The 18,658-nt window shown below is 41.7% G+C and carries 15 protein-coding genes; 4 read left to right on the top strand and 11 right to left on the bottom strand.

The genetic code is table 11. From position 1 onward, the window contains the following. Window positions 1–2: 2 nt before the first annotated feature. The 8 genes from L1D15_RS05025 to L1D15_RS04990 form a co-directional block, all read right to left on the bottom strand. Complete coding sequence (locus L1D15_RS05025) at window positions 3–401, bottom strand: isoprenylcysteine carboxylmethyltransferase family protein (RefSeq protein WP_275658321.1); 399 nt, start codon at window positions 399–401, stop codon at window positions 3–5. Between the two features lie 108 nt (window positions 402–509). Beyond that, window positions 510–1,100, bottom strand: coding sequence for a Crp/Fnr family transcriptional regulator (locus tag L1D15_RS05020; protein WP_239874868.1), 591 nt, complete (start codon window positions 1,098–1,100; stop codon window positions 510–512). 101 nt (window positions 1,101–1,201) lie between these two features. Next, on the bottom strand, window positions 1,202–2,182 hold the full coding sequence (locus L1D15_RS05015) for a rhodanese-related sulfurtransferase (protein WP_239874867.1): 981 nt from the start codon (window positions 2,180–2,182) through the stop codon (window positions 1,202–1,204). A gap of 331 nt (window positions 2,183–2,513) precedes the next feature. After that, window positions 2,514–2,690 (bottom strand): hypothetical protein, encoded by a 177-nt coding sequence (locus tag L1D15_RS05010; protein ID WP_239875118.1) that lies wholly within the window; start codon window positions 2,688–2,690, stop codon window positions 2,514–2,516. Window positions 2,691–2,901: 211 nt separating this feature from the next. Further along, window positions 2,902–4,512: a hypothetical protein gene (locus L1D15_RS05005; protein ID WP_239874866.1), complete on the bottom strand. Its 1,611-nt coding sequence runs from the start codon at window positions 4,510–4,512 to the stop codon at window positions 2,902–2,904. A gap of 906 nt (window positions 4,513–5,418) precedes the next feature. Then, window positions 5,419–6,795, bottom strand: a complete 1,377-nt coding sequence (locus tag L1D15_RS05000; RefSeq protein ID WP_239874865.1) for a hypothetical protein — start codon at window positions 6,793–6,795, stop codon at window positions 5,419–5,421. After that, the gene (locus L1D15_RS04995) at window positions 6,792–8,441 is read right to left on the bottom strand and encodes a VPA1262 family N-terminal domain-containing protein (RefSeq protein ID WP_239874864.1); all 1,650 of its coding nucleotides are present in this window, start codon (window positions 8,439–8,441) and stop codon (window positions 6,792–6,794) included. The genes L1D15_RS05000 and L1D15_RS04995 overlap by 4 nt, the downstream gene beginning before the upstream one ends. Window positions 8,442–8,954: 513 nt before the next feature. Next, window positions 8,955–9,713, bottom strand: a complete 759-nt coding sequence (locus L1D15_RS04990) for an isocitrate lyase/phosphoenolpyruvate mutase family protein (protein ID WP_239874863.1) — start codon at window positions 9,711–9,713, stop codon at window positions 8,955–8,957. Window positions 9,714–9,946: 233 nt separating this feature from the next. Between L1D15_RS04990 and L1D15_RS04985 the strand changes: the two genes are divergently transcribed. Together L1D15_RS04985 and L1D15_RS04980 are read left to right on the top strand one after the other, a co-directional pair. Beyond that, window positions 9,947–10,306, top strand: a complete 360-nt coding sequence (locus L1D15_RS04985) for a YciI family protein (RefSeq protein ID WP_239874862.1) — start codon at window positions 9,947–9,949, stop codon at window positions 10,304–10,306. A 3-nt stretch (window positions 10,307–10,309) separates the two neighbouring features. Next, a complete protein-coding gene (locus tag L1D15_RS04980) occupies window positions 10,310–11,542 on the top strand; it encodes a DUF6596 domain-containing protein (protein WP_239874861.1) in 1,233 nt (410 codons plus the stop codon). Between the two features lie 67 nt (window positions 11,543–11,609). Here L1D15_RS04980 and yghU read toward each other — a convergent pair whose 3' ends face one another. The 3 genes from yghU to L1D15_RS04965 form a co-directional block, all read right to left on the bottom strand. Further along, complete coding sequence (yghU, locus tag L1D15_RS04975) at window positions 11,610–12,467, bottom strand: glutathione-dependent disulfide-bond oxidoreductase (RefSeq protein ID WP_239864474.1); 858 nt, start codon at window positions 12,465–12,467, stop codon at window positions 11,610–11,612. 193 nt (window positions 12,468–12,660) lie between these two features. Then, window positions 12,661–13,308: an HAD family phosphatase gene (locus tag L1D15_RS04970; protein WP_239836049.1), complete on the bottom strand. Its 648-nt coding sequence runs from the start codon at window positions 13,306–13,308 to the stop codon at window positions 12,661–12,663. A 188-nt stretch (window positions 13,309–13,496) separates the two neighbouring features. Beyond that, entirely contained in the window at window positions 13,497–14,894 is a 1,398-nt protein-coding gene (locus L1D15_RS04965) for an alpha-amylase family protein (RefSeq protein WP_239874860.1), read from the bottom strand. A 258-nt stretch (window positions 14,895–15,152) separates the two neighbouring features. Between L1D15_RS04965 and L1D15_RS04960 the strand changes: the two genes are divergently transcribed. Beyond that, on the top strand, window positions 15,153–16,811 hold the full coding sequence (locus L1D15_RS04960; RefSeq protein ID WP_239874859.1) for an ABC transporter substrate-binding protein: 1,659 nt from the start codon (window positions 15,153–15,155) through the stop codon (window positions 16,809–16,811). Between the two features lie 184 nt (window positions 16,812–16,995). Further along, on the top strand, window positions 16,996–18,579 hold the full coding sequence (locus L1D15_RS04955) for a hypothetical protein (protein WP_239874858.1): 1,584 nt from the start codon (window positions 16,996–16,998) through the stop codon (window positions 18,577–18,579). Window positions 18,580–18,658 lie beyond the last annotated feature (79 nt).

The raw sequence follows: 18,658 nt of genomic DNA, 5'->3' as shown, positions 1-18,658 counted from the left end.
AGTTATATCCAGCGTCGAACATGACGGCAATATTCCTGATACTCCCTTCCAAACTTTTTCGTCATCTCTTTCTCTTCAAACGCAATGTACCATTTGTCTGTAATGATGATAAATGAGGCCGCTATCGTTAATGTCATTAATGAGCCTCCCAGCATGATGGCAAAGCCAATAAGTGCAATAGCCAAGCCTAGGTACATAGGGTTACGAGTGTATTGAAACACACCTTGTGTGACGATTTTATTCGGTTCTTCAAATGTCATGATGTTGGTCTTTAGTTTCTGGAATAATCGTTTTCCTGCGCTGGCCAGGCCTAAACCCAAGCAAAAGAGAGGAGCGCCTATAAGATTCAGGGGGTAAGGAATGAGGTCGTCAGTTTCCATGTACCAGTGTAAAAATATCATTAACATAATGAATAGAAAGAACATTTTGGGAGGAAGAAGTTTTTTCATATCGAGTTCCTTTTTTGGTGAGAACTCATATTAACTGGGCAAGTGTATGGCTGCCTTTACCTATGTTAAGCCCATTTCTCTTCTTATGCGGGACAAAGTGACGTCCGTAATGCCTAAGTACATTGCGATATGTCGAAGTGGTATTTGGTGACTATCCTGTTCAAATTCTTGTAAGAATGCGAGATAACGTTCTTTTGCCGATAACATTAAAAAGCTGGCTTCTCGTTGCTCCTTTTTGATCACAAGGCGCTCGTAGAGACGGCGTAAAAATATTCCCCAGCTTCTATGGTTGTCCGCTAGGTAAAGCAAATTCTTATATGTGATTGAAGCAGTTAAGCATGGAGTGAGGGCTTGGGTATAAAAAGGGCTGGGGTTACCGTCGACAACGGTGCTCACACTGGCAAACGCTCCGCCAATTCTTACTAATGACTTGTTTCGCTCGTTACCATCGTGATCGATATAAAAGTATCGCCCAATGCCGTCGATAACAAAATGGATTTCAGGGGGAAAGTCACCCTGACAAAATATATAGTCTTTAGGTTGGTAGGCATTAAAATGAATAAACTTCTTCGCTAAATCCAGATCGGATTGGTCGAAATCTTCAAGTTGTCGAAAGACAGTGTACAGCTTCTTTGCCGCTTCAAAATCCATGCTAACTTTACGTCCTAGGTTGAAAGGTCAACAGCCCTAGTTGTAAAAGAAAAATCCCCTCGCATCAATGCAAAGGGGATAGAAGAGAGAATGGAGTGAAACTATTTTGACTTTCTTTGCTGCTCTTTTCGGGCAAGCTTCTCTTTTCTGCGCTGAGCGATGACTTGATCCGCTTCACCACCTACGTGGGTTTCCCCTCGCTTCTTAGCAAGCTGGACTTGCTTTTCACGCTCACGGAATCGAGCTTTTTGCTCTTCAGTATGCTTGTCAATGCATTTAGGACAGCTGACGCCTTTTTCATACGCCTCTGACGCCATGTCTTCTTCAGTAATAGGCAGACGGCAAGCATTACACATATCGTAACCGCTTTTTTCCAACTGGTGATTTACCGCTACACGGCCATCAAATACATAACAATCACCTTCCCACAGGCTTTCTTCTTCCGGGACTTCTTCAAGGTATTTAAGAATGCCGCCTTCTAAGTGGTACACTTCTTCAAAGCCTTGTTCCTTCATATAGGCGGTAGACTTCTCACAGCGAATCCCGCCGGTACAGAACATTGCCACTTTTTTGTGCTTCGCTGGATCCATGTTTTCAGCGACGTATTCAGGAAACTCACGGAAAGTCTCCGTTTTTGGGTTAACGGCATTTTTGAATGTACCAATTTCGATTTCGTAGTCATTACGTGTATCGACAACGAATACTTCAGGGTCAGAGATGAGCTCGTTCCACTCATTAGGTTTCACGTATGTACCGACTACGTGGCGCGGATCAATACCTTCCACCCCTAAGGTTACAATCTCTTTTTTGAGCTTAACTTTGGTACGGTTGAATGGTTGGTTTGCGTCGAAAGACTCTTTGTACACTATGTCTGCAAGGCGAGGATCTTGTCTAAACCAAGCAAGAAGGGCATCAATGCCTTCACGGCGAGCCGCAACTGTGCCGTTGATCCCCTCATTTGCTAATAATAGCGTGCCACGGACTTCGTGTTTCTCCATCAGAGCCTTTAGTGGCTCGCGAAGTTCAACATAATCTTCAAGACGCACAAATTTATAAAGTGCGCATACTACGTAATCTGTCATGTTTTATCCTTTTAGCGAACTGGAGCGTAAATCCAGAGCTTTTTGTCAAATTGCGCGAAGTATAGCGAAGAGTACCCACGACAAATACGGACAATTTTTAGGGATAAAAGGAAGGGGGAGTGCCTGAGCTAGCAGAAACAATGAAGTGGTCAGCCTATGTTTGAGCTTAGATATCTTTTGTAAGTCGCCATTAGGTTGCTCAATTTTCTTGTATCGTGACTCATAATTGGACAAAAGCGTGTTAGGATGTCGGTTGTATCAGGTGAATTTCGGATAAAAATTTCTATGGGGTAACGCTCGTATATGGGGCAATTATGAGTGCTTTGGCTTGTTAGAAGTTTTTAGAAGTTTTAGTTTGCAAAGAATTGCCCCACTTTTTTGCTATTTTCTCAGTTTGCTCAGCATCAAGACCTAAACTTACCTGAGAACTCCAAACCTCCAGGCCATCGAATTCTTTGATAGTAATTGTAAACATTACATGCCCCAAATTATCGCATGTAGCCGATATACCAAATTCACCTTCAATAGAAGCCCATTCTTGAGCGCTATCCCAGCCGGTAAACCCAAGAAAGTGGCTATTATTGTCTACATCAGAAAGATGGTTTTCATCCTGAATTCTATGCTCAGAGGGGGAAGCAAATGGCAACCGGTATCCCGGCGGCCTGTCCCCACAAGAATCCCCATATCTAATGGATGATGAATGCGAAGCTATAAACTATTTATAGCATCGCACTAAAGTGCACATTTCTGTCATTGAAGATATACAGGTGAGTACCTCCTCTGTCCCATGTTTGGTCATCGTCAATAACCTCATCTCCATTTACCGATATAAAATGAATATTAACGCTCTGGGTGTATAGTCCTTGCAGATTTAAATATCCGAAAATGACATCCAAAACCGCTTGATCATTCACCAGAAAGCTGGTTTGAGTTGCCAAGTTTCGGTTGACTAACTCCTGACGAATATTGGCTGCAATCTGATCGTGACTGGGCTGGCCATTTACAACATCTGTCGTTTGCAAAATGGCATAGATCAAGCAGTTATTTCCAAGGCCAGAAGTGTGAGTAAGTTTTAATTTAGTTTTTGCTTCAGCTTTTTCTTGTTTTTCGTTAGTAATAGTAACACTGTCTGCATTCAAAAATTTAGTAAGATCTCCAGAGACTCCACAAAATTCCAATAACATTCCAGGATCCACTCTCAGCTTAGATTTTTCTAACTGAGCTTTTATTGCCAATACCTGTTGAATGGTTGATAAGCTTTCGTAAAACAGTCTGGTGTTTTCCCTTCGTGTCGATTTGGAAGCTCGTGTCCTGTCTATTGCTATTTTAATTATTGCTTCTAATGAATTTGCCTTACGCATATCGACAACCCCATCGGGAGCACCTCCGAGAGTAACTTCTTTTTTCCATAATTTTTCTTGCGACAGAATATGTCTTACGTAGTGGAGAATGTCTTCAGGGGATTCCGTTAATGCTATAAGCAAGAGGGATTGAATAAAGTCACCCAACGTTGCGAATGTTCTAGTAGTACCGTGTACACCCCACTCTTCTGCTATTGCTCGCTGATTTTTCAGATTGGCATCTTTTAGATGATTCACTCTGTAACTGTCACCGACACCTCTGCTTTTTTTCGTGGGCTTACCTTCAAGTGTCAACACCCTGTCATTGTCTTTTATGAACCCTGCAATACCATTTCTAATGTGAAAGGTTGGACGCCTTAGTGTTTTGATACCTGAGTGAGCTTCAAGTGCGACAAAATCTACGCCATCAGTAGCAACAGCAGTTACGCTGTGATACTTGCATGAAGCTTCGGATTCGCCATAGATGCCCAATGCGCCTTGAGTGTAAGTATGAGAAATTTGTGTTCCAATATTAACCTCTTGTTGTACTTCATCCTTGAGTTTTTTCTCATCCATACTACATTGCAGAAATTGAGCAAATAAGGCACAGTCGTTATTGATCAAGATATATTTTTTATCCTGGTAAATAACCTGATAGGCAATACGAAGAAAATCGTCCTGTTTTTTTGCCCCTTCTAATTTTGTGAATAGTCTTACTCTTGGTCGCCAACGATTTACGAGGTCAATACCCTCTAAGACGACTTGGGTGTGTTCATAAAGCTCAGCAGGTTCGGGAGCCTTTGCAGTCTTTAGACCATAGAGAACTTCGCGATTTTGTTTATCAACAAAATAGAGGCCATTTGCACTTCGTTCGTATTGTTCATCATCATCGGATAGACTTCTGCTGGAAGAAATGCTGCTGGAGCTGTCGTACCTTTGCAGAGGGTTTGTATTTGGCAGTGGTTCAGAATTTGAGCGGTTCCTATTCATGCTATGCACCTTTGAAATCGATCCTGAAATCGCAGGAAATGAAGATTCTTTTGAAAACAGTCTATTCCGAACTTCCGCAAGAAACTCGGTGAAAACGACATTATTCCAGGTGGTTGTCACCTTTTTAGCTTTTAAGCCGCATTTCTGCTTCACCAAGCTAGTGAACGCTTTGTAGTGGTTTAATGATCCCGGACACCATTTAATAAAATCTAATTGGGACAGACGCCCTAAGCACCCTAAACAAAGGGGCTTAGGCGCGAGCAATAAAGTTAAAGAAAGCGCAGAAGGCAGGCGCGCAACATACCTGATCAGACAGTCCAATGTCATGTTCAAACAACAGCTATCATCAACATGGTGTGTTGCAAAGTCAGGTCTGCATTCTCACGGCGGACCTTGGGAATGAGAGTGATTCCCTAAACAATCTGTATAGATAATTTTTGTTTACAGGCTGCTACTTAATAGCTTTTAGGTGGAAAGTGATTAAGGAACAAATCTTCGGCGCCCAGCGATAGCAGCTGAGCTGATTCAGGCATCTGTCGTCACACAGTCACATTTGATTGTGCGTATCAGCGATGATAGGACAGTGTTTATGTCGTTATGTGTTGAACAAATGCACCAAACCAGCCGTGTCTGATTAAGAACGTTCCGTTGCATCATACAAACATAGTCCCGTGTAACTCACTTTGGGGCAAAAACGTATTTGATATAGTCGATTCACATATCTTTGCAGAGTGAACAAGCAGAGGACAAATGACAAACTTTATTGTCCTCCGACAGCCCCGTGGGTTCATGAGGCGTTTACAGAGCAGTAGGATAGGTAGAGTTTAGCAGGCATAAAAAAGGCATCCAATTAACTAGCTGGATGCCATTGTATGGAGTGTGACCTTTAGAGCGGATTAACGTTGGTTAGTTAATGTAAGCCTGTATGTATTGATTATTTTGGATTGTTTCTAGTGAATAGAACCGATCTACCATCAAATAAGGCTGAGATGGACTTCTGATTATTTCATTGGCTTGAAATACGGGTTGTAACAGAGACAGTTCTAAGTTCCAGTGACTTTTTAAGTCTGTTTGGGATTCATACCATGCTTCTGAAATTATATTTAATCCCTCAAGTCTCTCATCAACGAACTTCTTTCTATCCTCAGTGGAGCAGCAGTCTAGAAAGTAGCGAACGATAGCATAATCTAAAGCAGATGCTTTTGTTTCAAATAAGTAAACATCGTCTTTGTTTGATATGTCAAACTTCCAATCAAACCAAATGTTGTATGCAGCTTTCCACGCAACCCTCTGATGCTCAATACTTGCGTCGTTGGCAAATGCTGTGAGGCATTTCGCAACGATTTTTCTGCATGGGTCGTTGAATTCAATACTGCGTAAGCCTATAGAACCTAAGTATTGAGTGATGGCATCAGAGTTCTTGCTCTTTGCTAGTGCTGAGCCAAGTAAATCTTGAATGTTGGGATATCTGGATGGGTATCTGGCCACAATATTCAAAACATGAGAGAAAAATTCTGAGCTTGCGGTTTTCTCTAGTAGAGAGGTAAAACTACAATCTTGATCTTGATCTTGAGAAAAAGATTGTTCTTTGTGTTGAGAGAGAAGTGATGCGTAACAGCAAAATAGTAATGAATGGGACTCGGTTGAATGGGCTATATCAAGTGTTACATCAACACCTGCATATGACATAAGCCCCCAAATCAAAGGTATATCTTTTTTATCTTCCAAACACTCTATAAGCTTTTCCTTTGAATGAACATAAAGAATAGCAAGTGCGTTAGAAAGAAGGTAGTTGATGGAATGTTTGAAATAAGGGGCACTGTGAAATGTCTTTTCATGCACTTTGGCCCAATCACCACAGTTACCTAAACTCTGGAACTCCAAAATTAGTTTTTCTCTATGGTAATCGGAGATAAATGGTTCTTGAATATCACTTTTTAGTGACTGAATGATGTTCACTGAATCTTGAATCAGAGGTGCAATCTGTTTTGAGGTGCATAGTATGTTTCGCCAAAAACACATAGGGCTAGATATTTTTTCAATTAGGAAAAAATATGATTCTAGCTTGTTTTTGGCTCGATTTTCATAGTTCAAAACAGAATCTGTCAACCACTTAATGAAGTCATTAGATGCTTGAGTTCTGACTTTATGTTGATGCCGACCTCTGCATAGCTCTCTTAAACCTAAGGGACACTCTGCTGCATTGAATTTATCGTATAAGTCGTAAGTATCGTTACTTTCAGCAATTAAAACATCACTTAGATAATTGTCGTATTCAATCATAATTTATCCGTGCTGCTCCAAATAAAACACTCTTCGGCCTCTAGGGACAACCAGAGCTCTTCAAACGCATCGGCAATCATTTGCCCATCGCTTACTTTTTGGAGAATATGATGTTCTTTGCCTAAGCTATTTACCGATGTGCCTAGGGACCAAGCTACAGGGCCATGTTCGTGGTTTGGAAAAATTATAAACCTATCATGGAATCGCCAACCAAACTCAGCATACGGTGTTCGTACTTGCAAATTAATACCACTTATAGTTTCTTTTGGTAGTTCATTAAAAAACTGATGCATGACTTTAGACTTGCTTTGTTGCTCTTTCTTTTGTGTACACACATCGGTGCTACAAATTGGACATTTGGGAGAATCGGAGGACTCTTTTACCGATGATATAGCTCTCATAGGGGCATTTGAGCACTGGTTAAAGAATAAAGTATTAATAATATCCCATTCATCTAAGTAAGGGTCCCACAACCAGACACCTTCTGAACCATAGCTATTAATCAGGAATCGAATATCTTGTAGTGCTCGATGTTGTTCTTGTAACTTGTTTATACCTTTGGGGTTATATTGGACAAATTCTTTTCTTCGTAATAATTCTTTTTGCTCCGCTTGATAAAGCCTCCGATCTAACCATTTCGATTTTTTTGTTTTCTCACCAACCAAGTTTTTGTTAGTTGTATGAACAGGGATTTCGATTGGTTTGATACTGTCTTTTTGGGGGATTACCCTAGGATAGTTATTAGCCATTCTCATATCAAACATTGTTGAGCGAATAAATGATGACCAATGAGTGGCAAGTAGAATTACATTATATTCTGAGTCCCAGACAGTTACTTTGTGAGGAGTTTCGTGTTTGAAAGGTATGATACTTTCAGAGTTCTTTTCATTTTTGTTATCGATAAAGTAGCTATCTATCGTTTTATCACGGCCTTTTTGCTCCGCTACAATAGTCAAAGCTCTAGGCGTAATATTGTTATGCCAAAAAAGGCTTACCTTTATATCTTCGCTGCCTTGTAATCCCTGAATATTGCCCTGAATGCTTGTGACGGGTATCTGAATGATGATATTCCCTAATTTGTCCGACAATGTTGCAATTTTAATAGGGATAAATTTTTGAATTTTCTCAGATAACGTCTGTATTAACACAGGGTTGCTAACTAAGGGAATTAGTGCGTCTTTTGATTCATTTTTTAGTTCAATCAAGTAAGAGCCACTGTTGAAGTTATTTTTTATTATTGAGTTAAAAGGAATTGCTTCAAATGAATCAGCCGTAACAAACGTTGCTGGTGAATAACTATACTCTTCGGTAGGTACTGAATCCCCACAGCTATCCCAGCACCTTGATGTTAACACTCCCTCAACTACACTTTCAGCTTGCTCAATGGGAAGTAAATAACGCTTTATTCCGATGGACCAGCCTTTTAGTGTAGGCAGCTTTAGTTCCTTTCGAACACCTATATATGAAGGGGTGTTAAAGGTTGGTTCTTTTCGATCCTCTGCAACTAGAATTGTATAAAGGTTTATGGGGGAAGCACCTTTGTGAGTGATAGCAAAAACTTCTGTAACTTCCAAGCAATTATAGTTACCTAAAACTCCTTGTTTCAAAAGCTTTGCTAGCTCGTTAGTTGATGAACTGTCGAACATTTTATCTCGCATATCTAAGAAAATTGCATACGGATTATGATTGTTTCACACATATGCAATCAGATTAAAGGCTTGTTAGCCGAAATTGTGTTTAAAACCCGGTTAAATCCTTCATATTCAAGAAAAAGCCCTAGCAGATGATAACTGCTAGGGCTTTCACATTTATGCGAGCTTAGAATCGTTTACAGGCTGTTTTCGTTTTTAAGCGGTTTCTTGATTGACTAGGGCTTAATTCAACTCACAAACCACATCAAACTCCATGCAGTGATAAAGGCTGGTCTGAATCTTTCCCCATAGGTCAGGGTGAATGTACGACTGGTAGCTAAAGAACTTTAGGCTATCTTTAAGCGTAAGGCTGCGCTCGCCCAGAAACAAACCTCAGCACTAGTCTCCCCCCCCCCTCAGATAACTTTTGGTATGGCAACACAGATGAACAAGGTATAAACGACTTTCTACTCTAACGAAGAATGGGGCAAAAATGTTTCAGCCAGAATTGGCTGAAACGAATATGAACTATATAAACAATGCCGAAAAAGATTGCTCTCTTTTAATTGAGGTCAAGATCGAGGATAGAGAGTCAAGCATTGCCTCATGTACAAAATTACCCATGCTTATGCGTTTTACACCTAGAGTTTTCAGTTCTGAAAAGTTAGGTAATCCCGGAAAACACATCACATTTATCGGTAGAGAGGTACAATCGACAACGGATTTGATATCATCTTTTTTATTGATACACGGTAGAAAAATGCCATCAGCACCTGCTTGTTGATATCTATTAATTCTTTCGATACTTGCTGCAAGAGGATCTTCAACATTAAGTAGAAACACGTCACTTCTGATATTAATAAAAATTTCAAGACCTGCTTTATGAACATGCTCTCTAACCTTTCCTAATGTTTTGCCGAAAAGAGCGCTATCACACAAGATTCTTTCACCGTCTACCACGACACTGTCTTCTATATTGACTCCGACAACTCCAACTTTAGCTAACTCAATAACATTCTTTGCTATGATTTCAGGTATATCCCCATATCCAGATTCAAGATCTACGGTCAAAGGCAGTTCTGTAGATTTGACAATCGCTTCTACAACCGACAGAAGATCTTCGAAGTGGATACTTTCTCCATCTGCCTTTCCAAGGTTATTTGCTATAGCTGCGCTAGAAGTACCAATGACAGAAAACCCAACATTTTCGGCAATCTTCGCGCTTGGTACATCCCATACATTACAAATAACTATTGGTTCGTCCATTTTATGCATATTCTTGAACACGTCTCATACCTCAATTTACTTTTGTAGTCAATAATTTCAGGCAAATGCTATCAACGGAATGAGGGAAATGTTCGCTGTTTTCGGAACTGAATAATAAATATTGAAATTGAAGAATATTTAGTCTTTGTTCTACTGTACATCTACAAAAACTGAAAAAATTTTGAGTGCATGTCGAAAATAGCCAAGCGCAAACGTCCTTGAGTATGAAAGAACAAACCAAAAGGAAACTTAAGATGAAATACATGCTTTTACTTTATGCTGCACCAGATCAAGAACCAGCATTTGGTACCCCCGAATTCGACAAGATGATGGAAGACTTTGCCCTCACGACGGAGACTCTTGAAAAGGATGGTGTACTTGTTGGCGGAGAAGGTTTACAGGATGTTAATACGGCGACTTCACTGCGGATTAAATCTGGCAAGGTAGAAACTATGGATGGGCCTTTTGCTGAAACACGTGAACATTTGGGTGGATACTATATTGTTAATGTCCCCGACTTGGATGCGGCACTGCGATGTGCAGAAATCATTCCCGTGGCTAAGTTTGGTACTATCGAAGTTCGCCCTTTGTTGGATTATAACGAAGTAGGTTAGTGTATGAACCAAGCCTCATCAAAAGCAATTGCTGTTGGCCATGTGATTAATGATGTCTTGAGCAAAGACAGAGGGCGGCTTTTGGCGGGGCTTATTTCACGCCTTAATGATTTTCAATTAGCCGAAGATGCTCTACAGGAAGCATCAATTGCAGCATTGAAACACTGGACGCGATCTGGCCTGCCGCATAACCCAGCAGCTTGGCTGATGAGAGTTGGATTAAACAAGGGAGTAGACCATATTCGTTCGGCGCAACGAGATGAGAGAAAGGTTCGAGATATGGTTGACAACTTCATGGGTGGTGAGGAATACGGTGTTCCCGAAACGATTCCGGATGAACGTTTGCGCCTTATTTTTACCTGTTGTCATCCAGCCTTGGAAGAAAAGTCGCGTGTCGCTCTAACATTGCGTACGGTTTGCAATTTGACGACAAAGGAAATTGCTGCTGCTTTTCTCGATAGTGAGCAAACCATGGGGCAACGCTTGTATCGCGCAAAGGCCAAAATTAAAGCTAAAGGAATTGGGTTCTCTATTCCAGAAGCAGATAGATGGTATGAGCGACTGGAGACGGTATTAACAACCATTTATTTGATATTCACCACTGGCTATGTCAGGGAGGGTGAATGTCCACGCTTGCTATGCCAAGAGGGTATCTTTTTGGCTAGGCTTCTTGACAAGCTGCGGCCCAATGAACCTGAAATTGAAGGTGTACTTGCCTTAATGTTACTTACGGATGCGAGACGTAAAGCTCGAATAAATGCAAGTGGAGTGATGGTACCTGTCGAAGAACAGGACACTAGCCTATGGCAGAAAAACAATATTGATGAAGCTCATCTTCTCCTTTGTAATGCCATCAAAAAAAGACAACCAGGGCCATTTCAGATCAAGGCTGCGATAACAGACTGCCACATGATGAAGCCTAGCCCCGATTGGGAACAAATGTCTTTGCTTTATCAATCGCTATGGCAATTCGAGCCCACTTCGGTTATCGCCTTGAATTGGGCAGTCGTGATTGCGGAGACAGGTCACCCAGAACTGGCGCTTACAAAGTTGGATGAGTTAAAAAAAGACCTTACAGATTACCAACCTTGGTATGCGAGTCGTGCGCATATTCTTAGTCAATTAGGACAAAAAAGAGAAGCTAGCACTTTTTACAAACTGGCCATTAAAAGAGCGCCAAGTGCGGCAACACGTAAGTTCTTGGAGTTGAGATACGAGACGTTACAAGTTGATTAACATGGTTCAAACACCAAAAATAAAGCAATCTGCCTAGGCTGACAGATTGCTTTATGACTAATCCCTCTTATGGCTTTAGTTTTAGTACCTTGTCGATGTCATCGGCACTATGGCGCTCTGGTAATTGCTCCCATTCTTCACCCATAGTACGGTTGACGATACGACCACGTTGAACGGCTTCACGAGCTTCAATCTGTTTTGCCCAACGCACAACATTCTCATAGGTATGGACCTGTAAAAACTCAGCGGCATCGTATGCCTTGCCTAACACTAGATTGCCATACCATGGCCAAATCGCCATATCGGCAATTGTATATTCCTCACCCGATACGTAAGTGTTTTTGGCAAGTTGCTTATCCAACACATCTAACTGGCGTTTTACTTCCATAGCAAAGCGGTTAATCGGATATTCTTGTTTTTCATCAGCATAAGCATAGAAATGACCAAACCCGCCGCCTAAAAATGGGGCAGAACCTTGCGCCCAGAATAGCCAGTTAAATGTTTGTGTTCTAGCTGGGCCACTTTCAGGTAAAAACACACCGAATTTCTCAGCAAGGTGAACCAGTATCGATGCCGATTCAAACACGTTAATTGGCTCATCACCCGACTTATCCACTAAAGCAGGAATTTTTGAGTTTGGGTTTACCGAAACAAACCCCGATGAGAATTGGTCAGAGTCACCGATATTAATGATATGAGCATCATATTCTGCTTCTTGAATACCATGTGCTAAAAGCTCTTCAAACATAATGGTAACTTTTTGACCATTTGGCGTGCCTAATGAGTAAAGCTGAAATGGGTGCTCACCAATGGGCAGTTCTCTTTCAAATCTTGCTCCTGCTTCTGGACGGTTTATATTTGCCCATTGATTACCTGAACTTGGTTCATTTTTCCATACTTTAGGTGGTACGTATTCGTGAGTCATTGTTCTTCCTTATCCAAAAATGATATCCGGCACTAGGTTAGATGGTGGTGGTGTGAAGAGATAAAAACCCTCCATTATCAGATTATTAGAACCTTTGGTTATTGCAAATCGGTTAATTGAATAAGGGGTTGCTAATGTAGATAGACTATAGAGGAGTAATCAACTGATATTGCCCCCTCTATCTGTGGTGTGGCTAAGCTTGCTTAAGATGTTCAAGTGCAGAGTGTAGCGAGGGAAGAATATAATGCCCTAACGCCTTTACGTCTGCACAAGGCTCCACCAAGTCGGGAATTTGATAAGTGGTCATGTTGGCAGCGACCGCACTTTTGACTCCATTATTGGAGTCTTCGAATGCGATACAATGCTGAGCTTGGACGTTGAGACGGTCGGCGGCGAGTAGGTAAATTTCCGGATCGGGTTTACCAACTGAAACTTCACAGCCACAGGTTAGACCATCGAAATATTGGTCTAAGCCTGCCAAGCGCAACTTAACCTCTGCGATATCACGGTGAGTCGAGGTGGCAACCGCCGTCGGAATTTGGTTCTCTCGTAGCCATTTCAACAGTTCGACTACGCCTTCTTTCACTGGTATTGGTTGGTGTTTGACAATAGCATCATAATTACGACGCCATTCATCATGAAGCTTATCAAGATCGTCTCCATAGGCGGCACGAAAGATCTTTTCTATACCGGCAGCATTACGCCCGATGATTGAGAGATAGACGTCTTCATAAAAAGGTAGGTTGACGTTAACACAAGCTTGTTTGAATACGCGCATGCATACACGTTCTGTGTCTAACAGTAGGCCATCCATATCAAAGATAGCGGCTTGAATTTTCATAGGTACAGCTTAATCCTTAACAGTTAGGAAGCCCATTCTGGCACACATCATAATTATAGTAAAAGTGCTGACCTAGACGTGGGTTTGTTGAATGTGAAGGTTATAGGAAGGAAAATGATGAGTAGGCTGAGGGTGATTAAATAATCAAAGGTCTGATATTTACCAGACCTTTGTCATTTCAGCGGAAATTACAGCATCCACATTCTTGCTGTGCGCGCCGGAATGCTAAACGTATGATAGCGTGAGCTAACCACAGTGGTATCTCCCGTTAGCGTGTCTTTATACGAAACGTTCCAATTGAACTCATGTTGGTAGGTGTCCACAGTAACGGACTTCGCATCGCCACACTTGTTGATGCCGACTACGCCTTCCTTACCACGTTTGAAGACCAGCGTGCATTGGTCACTGTGTAAGACGGTCATTGATTTACCCTGCATTGAGTTGTGGAACTTGAGCATGTTAATCATAGTGGCGTCTTTCCAGACGTCAGCCCAACGACCGTTATCTCTGTCTTCACTGTCTGGTAGTTCATCACTGTAGACAAGTGGCGTGCCACCGTCTTTCCCCAAAACGTATGCGTAAGCTAACTGCTCATCCTTCGGATCCATGATTTGATAACGGAAGCCATCATTGGTTGGAATGTCATGCGTCACGGTGAAAGTAATGGAGCGAGAGCTCTCTAACGCTTGACCGTAGGCTTGAGGATCATGAAGTTGGTTTAATCCGCCACCGAAAGAGAAAGCACCGCGAATAGAGGCGAACAGAGGGAAATCGTAAGCGGCGTGATTGGTATTGTTCAGGTAAGGCGCCAAAAAGGCTTCATAGCCACTGTCGCCCTTACCACCACTGGTAATGACTTCACCAAAAACATGCATCCCAGACGTAATATCTGATGTAAAAATCTGATCGATCTGATACTGACTCATGTGTTTGACAGCATCGATGCGGAAGCCTTTGATTCCCATCGATTTAAGTGCCTGAAGGTATTTCTTCTGCTGTGACACCACCCAGTTATTTGGATCTAAATCTGGTAATCCGGTATCGCCATTGTCACCACAAAGTCGCCAGTACTGGACGTGACCTGGATCGTTCCAGTTAGTGATACAACCTGCCGGATGAAAGTCATTGCCAGAGAAGAGGTTTTGGCTCAAGTCGCCAAACAATGTCTGGTTTGCGTAGTAGCTGCTGCGAGAAGCATAGTCATTAAGCACATCGGTGCCAGGGTAATTCAGGTCGCTACGCTTTGACGCTTCGTTGGCCATATGATTCAGAACGACATCGGCATAAACATCTACGCCTTGCGCTTTAAGTGCAGCGATCATCGCTTCTAGATCTTGTTTGTTACCGAGTGGTGAATCGATGACACGAAAATCCTGAGGTTGATAACGTGCCCACCATTGGGTACCACTTGATTTCATGGCGGGTGAAATCAGAACCTTTTTGAATCCGTTTGCGGCGATTTGCTGGGCATTATTCGTGACATCCGAATATTTCCAGTTAAATGCATGTAGGATGGCGTCGGCATAAGTAATTTGAGGTACGCTGAGCGCAGCAGTGGCAGCGAGTAAAGTTGTTATATTTTTCATAGGGTGTTTCTCGTTATTGATATTCACACTAATGATATTTTTGTGGCTTGCCATTAGTAGTGCTCGAAGTGGAAGGCTGAATTGCGGTCACACTCTGTAGGGGTTCAATTTATAAAATTTCTAGTAGAGTAGAACTTTGTGATATATCAGTTCGTTTTTCGAACGAATTGTTCGAAATTTGTACAAAGTGTCGGTTTGAGCACTTTTTTATATCGTTGACGAATCCGTCATTTGTTATTTGTTGAGTTAGGGTGACCATTGAACGACGCAAGCTTACGTAGACTCCAGCAACTGCTTATTAAGTATGAGTCTGGCAAAACATACCATCTGTCTATCGACGAACTGGAAATAGCGTTATCTACTTCAAGAAGAAATACTTCTAATATTTTGAGAAGCCTGTCTGACATAGGTTGGATCAGTTGGCTTCCTTCTAAAGGGAGAGGAAAGCTTAGCCAGTTTAAGATCATGCATAATTTACAAGGGGCACTTGAGCACATCTTTAGCAAAGAACTTGAACAAGGGCGTTTTTCTAATATTTCTCGTTTGATGGATCTGTATGGACACCTTGCGGTCAAAGCTTTGGCTGAAGCAACGGTAACACAAGCGAGTGTTAACGAGCGTTGTGATAGTTTGCTGATCACTGAATATCCATGGGTAGATACATTAGAACCTGCTAAGACGTATCGAATTGCGGAAATGCAGGTCATTCGTAGCGTCTATAGTACCTTGTTGACGCAAGACGAATCAGGCCGTATTCAAGCGGGGTTAGCACATAGCTGGAAAGTGGAAGGACGCTTTATTCATTTATGGTTGCGGCAAGATATTATTTGCCACGATGGTGAAGTGTTAGAGGCCACTGATGTTTCGGAGTGTCTACATCGGCTTAAAGTAACGGATGGACCGGTTAAGTACCTTTTTGAACAGGTGATCGGCATACGCGTTCTCGTCGCAGGGCAAGTAACGATTGAGCTCCAGCAACCTAATCCCTTGTTTTTGCATGTTTTGTGTGTGGTTCATGCTTCAATCTATCGCCTAAAATCTACGTATTTCTCAAGTGGTCTTAGTACGTATATAGGAAGTGGGCCTTTCTATCTGAAGGATTGGGACCGAGAGCGCTTGGTGTTGAAACGGCATCGTAATTACTATGCGCAATCAGCCTTGCTGGATAAGATCACCTTGTCTTCTTCTTCAGAGCTGAGTGACTTTAGCCTCAGTTTCAATAAGGATGGAGATTGTGAGGAAAGTACGATTAATGCTTTGTCTTACCTTGCTATCCATTTAAGGCCTGACGCAGAGGTCAGCCGAAACAACCTTCATCGGCTTGTTGAGTACTTGCGTCGCTGTCGCGCTAATCTGGACTCAGAAACGGTTGTTAATGATGTCAGTTTTACCCCTTGTTTGGAGCGTATTTCTGATGACGCGCCACCGCGTTTAAACGGGCACTTGGTACTGACCATGCCTCGACTGACCATTCCATATCTCAAAAAGATCGCTAAATGGCTAAAGAGCACAATTCTAGAAACCGGACTGACCCTTGAAATTCTCGAGTTAGAGGATATTAGCAATCCAAGCTCAGTCAGTGACTATGCCGATATTCTCTTTATCGAAGAAGTGATAGAGCAGCCTGAAGAGTTTGGATTGTATGATTGGCTTCTTGCCTGCTCCGGCCTGAAATTCATTTATGATCAAACAGAAATGAATACTCATTATGAACAAGTGAAGCATGCAATGAGTGATATTTTGTACGCTTATTCATTACGTAAAATTGAGCAGGGCCTGTATGACAAGAACCTGCTGCTGCCTCTGTTCCATGGTAAAGAAAAAATCACGCGTAGTCTTGAAGTGCATGGCGTTGAAACAAGTAAGTCAGGGTTGAGTGAGTTCTATAAGCTTTGGATTGATAAGGAAAAACAATAAGTTAATCTTATTTCTGATAGTAGATGGTTAATAAAACATGCATTATTTCTACCTGACCCTTTCATGTTTTATGCCTATTAAAGCCTATACCATCAGCACGTGTTACCAATGATTACACATTAGGATGCATTGCTTTGTGCAGTGCAGTTTTACTCATAGGAAATATGTGTCAGGGCCTATTATCATGACTTCCAAAATTATAGCTATCGCGACTGTTTCTACACTTTTGACTGCTTGCGGTGGAGGTGGTAATGGAGGAGAAACCTCGTCAGCCACATCGCCATCTTCTCTTCAATCTAAATCAATTCAAGGTGTTGCCATTGATGGTTACATATCAGGTGCAACTGCATTTCTTGATCTGAATTACAACGGTGAACTGGATAGCGGTGAACCAAAAAGTATTACCGATGCCAATGGTCGATATGAGCTTTCTCTATCAGGAGAGAATGCGGATTGTATTGATTATGCGCCAATCGTGGTTGATGTACCTGTTGGCGCCATTGATGCTGACAACCCAAACACTCCGATCGAAGAAGCATATCAGCTGTTCTTTCCTCCAGTAAAGATGACGACTTCAGGTTCTGAAATTAAGTCAACGACTCCATTGACTTCCATGCTTTGGAATGTGATGAAGCTAAACCTAGATATAGATGATAATGCTATGGGTAGTTGTGAAGACCTAAAACTTGCGATTCAGTTGCAAGGCATTACAGGCAATAGTATCCAGGAATTAGAAAACGATGTAGCGAACCGGAACAACGTTAGTGTAGATCAGCTGTATAGTGACTTCATAAAAGAGGATGACAATGAAGTAAAAGCGCTTACACAGAAACTAATGCCAGTAATCAAGGCCTCTTATCGTGAATCAAAGATGTTAAGACAACAGAATCCGACAGCCGAAGAAGCTTACGTTAGTTACATTGTCCGCAGTGATGAGGATACCAATGACGAGCAGAACGACCAATGGTATAAAGTTCAAGTGACAAAGAGTGGCTCAAAGGTAGAAAGAAGAACATTTGACGTAACGAGCGAGCTTGTTGACCCTCAATTGATTGAGCATGTTGTGACATATACAGCCGAGAATAGTGATCTGTCCTATACAAGAGAGTACAGCCTGCGTAGAGAAACCGAGGGTAATCAAGAGTCTATAGAAAATCTTCCCTTTAATTGTTCAATTAAACAAACCATTGAGGAAACTCATAAGCTCTATGCAAATTCATGGCTTTATTATGTCGTAACTAATCAATCTGCTACTAAACAAGAATCCGAGATGGACGTTTGTCTCAATTATGATGTTGGTGGGGATGATTATGAGCAAACGGTAGAAGTGATGGCGGTTGATAATAGTCAGAATCAAGGGACAGTCATTATAGGACATCGTTTTCATTATGATCAATATAAGGCCAATGCTGCATGGGTAGATGTGGATCCTACGTTGAACAACGTCAATGGAAACTTGCTGGAAAGTTTTGTTCATATAGATCCCGATTTTCGTGAGAACGAGGGTTACGGTTCATTATTCTGGGTGAGATCGAAAGCAGAGTTTAGTTCGAATGAGTCGTCACAAGTTATAACAATCAAGTACTCAGATGATGTCTGGTTTAAGGAAACTGATTACGATGATGGCAGTACAGTCTATGAGTGTTCTGAAAGTGAATTTGGTGAATGGAATGTATGTGGATATCAGCGTGCTTTTGCCAATAAATATAAGGTTCTTAACGATGATAGACTTCCGGTGCTTAAGGCTTTAGCAACGTATTCACAATAATGAGCCACTGAAAATAGTGGGTTAAGTGAGAAGGTCGGCCATTTGAATGAAAAAACATGCACTATTTTGTCCCATTTCT

It is taken from the genome of Vibrio sp. Isolate25, from assembly GCF_022398025.1.
Taxonomy (GTDB): domain Bacteria; phylum Pseudomonadota; class Gammaproteobacteria; order Enterobacterales; family Vibrionaceae; genus Vibrio; species Vibrio coralliilyticus_A.
This window is presented reverse-complemented; position numbering and strand designations above follow the sequence as displayed.

Bases quoted from the DNA above. Each gene is read 5' to 3' on its own strand.
- L1D15_RS05025 (WP_275658321.1), bottom strand. From the start codon at position 401: ATGATATTTTTACACTGGTACATGGAAACTGACGACCTCATTCCTTAC.
- L1D15_RS04980 (WP_239874861.1), top strand. From the start codon at position 10,310: ATGAACCAAGCCTCATCAAAAGCAATTGCTGTTGGCCATGTGATTAAT.
- L1D15_RS04985 (WP_239874862.1), top strand. From the start codon at position 9,947: ATGAAATACATGCTTTTACTTTATGCTGCACCAGATCAAGAACCAGCA.
- L1D15_RS04995 (WP_239874864.1), bottom strand. From the start codon at position 8,441: ATGTTCGACAGTTCATCAACTAACGAGCTAGCAAAGCTTTTGAAACAA.
- yghU (WP_239864474.1), bottom strand. From the start codon at position 12,467: ATGACTCACGAATACGTACCACCTAAAGTATGGAAAAATGAACCAAGT.
- L1D15_RS05015 (WP_239874867.1), bottom strand. From the start codon at position 2,182: ATGACAGATTACGTAGTATGCGCACTTTATAAATTTGTGCGTCTTGAA.
- L1D15_RS04965 (WP_239874860.1), bottom strand. From the start codon at position 14,894: ATGAAAAATATAACAACTTTACTCGCTGCCACTGCTGCGCTCAGCGTA.
- L1D15_RS04955 (WP_239874858.1), top strand. From the start codon at position 16,996: ATGACTTCCAAAATTATAGCTATCGCGACTGTTTCTACACTTTTGACT.
- L1D15_RS05020 (WP_239874868.1), bottom strand. From the start codon at position 1,100: ATGGATTTTGAAGCGGCAAAGAAGCTGTACACTGTCTTTCGACAACTT.
- L1D15_RS04970 (WP_239836049.1), bottom strand. From the start codon at position 13,308: ATGAAAATTCAAGCCGCTATCTTTGATATGGATGGCCTACTGTTAGAC.
- L1D15_RS05005 (WP_239874866.1), bottom strand. From the start codon at position 4,512: ATGAATAGGAACCGCTCAAATTCTGAACCACTGCCAAATACAAACCCT.
- L1D15_RS05000 (WP_239874865.1), bottom strand. From the start codon at position 6,795: ATGATTGAATACGACAATTATCTAAGTGATGTTTTAATTGCTGAAAGT.